This window comes from Nocardia sp. NPDC004604 (assembly GCF_040609795.1).
Classification (GTDB): domain Bacteria; phylum Actinomycetota; class Actinomycetes; order Mycobacteriales; family Mycobacteriaceae; genus Nocardia.
The window spans coordinates 1-1,281 of sequence record NZ_JBEXLC010000340.1 but is presented as its reverse complement, the minus strand read 5'-3'; the positions used below and the strand labels follow the sequence as shown (position 1 = coordinate 1,281).

The window sequence follows — 1,281 nt, the reverse complement described above, 5'->3', positions numbered from 1 at the left end:
GGTCGAGACATCTCTCGACCCGCACGGTTGGGGTTATGGTAAGTGTCCGGAGGGGGAACTGACCCATATCCCCAACCTGGTGTATGTCGCCGACCTGCAACTTCCTTGACGCCGATAGCGCTGTTGGGGCGCGACCGGATTGGCCGCCCCGGTGTGGGCAGATCGCGTTCAGGTATCGCCCGGCAGTCACGCGGTGACGGCAGGGGTAGCCGGCCTCGCGCGCAACGCCCGACATCCAATGACACCGAGGCCGCTCTGCCCAACGGCCGCATGATGTGAGACGAGAGAACAGGCGCGGACAAGCGCAAGACAACCCGGCAGCCTAAGGAACCTGCGCGAGCGCGCTGGCATCGAATCGGAACTGATCGCCGTATCTGTGTCGGGTTGCTGGAGTTTACTGCTGGGCTCCGTTGCTGCTCGAATAGGTTGCTGCCACACATGGTCCCGTAGACGTCGGCTTCGCAGCAGCAGCGGCCAGGGCGGTATCCCGGGACTAGGTCGTGTCTCCTAATGATTTGAGCCATTCGACGATGAGGGCCAGGACGAATCCGGCGCGGTAGGTGATGGCCAGCTTGTCGAAGCGGGTCGCCACGGCACGCCAGTGCTTGGCCCGGTTGAAGGCGCGTTCGATGACGTTGCGCCGCTTGTAGGTCTCGGGATCGAAGCTCGGTGCCCGACCGCCGGCGCGGCCCTTGCGTTTGCGGTTGGCGATCTGATCGCGACGCTGGGGGATCACGGTCTGGACGCGCTTGCGCCGCAATAAGGTTCGATTCGCCGCCGAGGAGTAGGCCCGGTCGGCGATGACCGCGTCGGGGTTGCGCCGCGGCGGGCCGCCGTCGAGGCGAGGCACCGCGACCGTGTCGAGCAGTGGTGCCAGCCACGGCGAGTCGTGGGTCTGGCCTGGCGTGAGCAACACGGCCAGGCCGTGACCGTGTCCGTCGGTGGCGAGATGAACCTTGGTCGTCAACCCGCCACGGGAACGCCCGATCGCGTGGTCGGGCGGTCATAGCCCCGCCACCGAGTCGCGGGCCGCGCCGGCGCCGTGCTGGTGCACCCGCACGATCGTCGAATCGATCGACACCACCCAATCGAGATCGCTGGTGGTGTCGGCCAACGCCAGCAGCGCGGTCAGCACACGGTCCCAGGTGCCGTCGGCGGCGTAGCGGCGATGGCGCTTCCACACCGTCTGCCTATCAGTTACTTGGAATCTGACTCTGGACACATCCGCCCACTGCTCTGACCACGAACTAGGGCAATGGGATTCGACAGCGGTGCAAGGGT

At 66.0% G+C, this 1,281-nt stretch carries 2 protein-coding genes; both read right to left on the bottom strand.

Features of this window, described 5'->3' with window-relative positions:
- Positions 1 to 493 precede the first annotated feature (493 nt).
- Positions 494 to 988: an IS5 family transposase gene (locus tag ABZW16_RS43980; RefSeq protein WP_354962106.1), complete on the bottom strand. Its 495-nt coding sequence runs from the start codon at positions 986 to 988 to the stop codon at positions 494 to 496.
- Between the two features lie 15 nt (positions 989 to 1,003).
- Entirely contained in the window at positions 1,004 to 1,183 is a 180-nt protein-coding gene (locus ABZW16_RS43975) for a hypothetical protein (RefSeq protein ID WP_354962105.1), read from the bottom strand.
- Between the last annotated feature and the right edge of the window lie 98 nt (positions 1,184 to 1,281).